Source organism: Paenibacillus kribbensis, assembly GCF_001705305.1.
GTDB lineage: Bacteria > Bacillota > Bacilli > Paenibacillales > Paenibacillaceae > Paenibacillus > Paenibacillus kribbensis_B.
The window spans coordinates 1-688 of sequence record NZ_MCBP01000049.1; the positions used below are offsets into that span (position 1 = coordinate 1).

Consider the following 688-nt stretch of genomic DNA (forward strand, 5'->3'; position numbering starts at 1 on the left):
TTCAAAGAAAGAAAATGTCGATATTTGCTACCTTTATTTCTCTTGTTTACACAAGATCAGCTTAAAGGAATATTCTAAAACGCAATTTCGTTTCGGTATCCAGTTTTCAAGGTGCAAAGCTGTGTGAATATCGGCCCAACTCAACTGAGTGGATGATATTCATGCAGTTTATAATAAATCTTTTTTTTGGTGGAGCCAAGCGGGATCGAACCGCTGACCTCCTGCTTGCAAGGCAGGCGCTCTCCCAGCTGAGCTATGGCCCCAAAGGAAATATAAAGTTATATGGTGGGCCCTAGTGGACTCGAACCACCGACCTCACCCTTATCAGGGGTGCGCTCTAACCAGCTGAGCTAAGGGCCCATAATAACCACCAAAGAAATCCTTCTTTAGTGGTTGCGCTTGGCAACGTCCTACTCTCCCAGGACCCTGCGGTCCAAGTACCATCGGCGCTGGAGGACTTAACGGTCGTGTTCGGGATGGGTACGTGTGGAACCCCTCCGCTATCGCCACCAAACGCTTGAGAGCTTAAACTCTCAAAACTGAGCAACGAGTGAGTAGTTTAAGAATATTCATTTCATTCACACACATGTGATGAACCGAATTGAACATCCGTCGCAGATAACTTGTATCTGCTGTTTTGAATGTTTCCGTTGCAGGAAACGATTCTCCATAGAAAGGAGGTGATCCA

The 688-nt window shown here is 46.1% G+C and carries 2 tRNA genes and 1 rRNA gene; all 3 read right to left on the bottom strand.

Annotated features, from left to right (window positions below):
- Window positions 1–187: 187 nt before the first annotated feature.
- Window positions 188–263: transfer RNA gene (locus BAZ21_RS27485), tRNA-Ala, on the bottom strand.
- A gap of 20 nt (window positions 264–283) precedes the next feature.
- Window positions 284–360, bottom strand: a tRNA-Ile gene (locus tag BAZ21_RS27490).
- Between the two features lie 37 nt (window positions 361–397).
- Window positions 398–514: ribosomal RNA gene (gene rrf, locus BAZ21_RS27495) — 5S ribosomal RNA — on the bottom strand.
- Window positions 515–688: the final 174 nt, after the last annotated feature.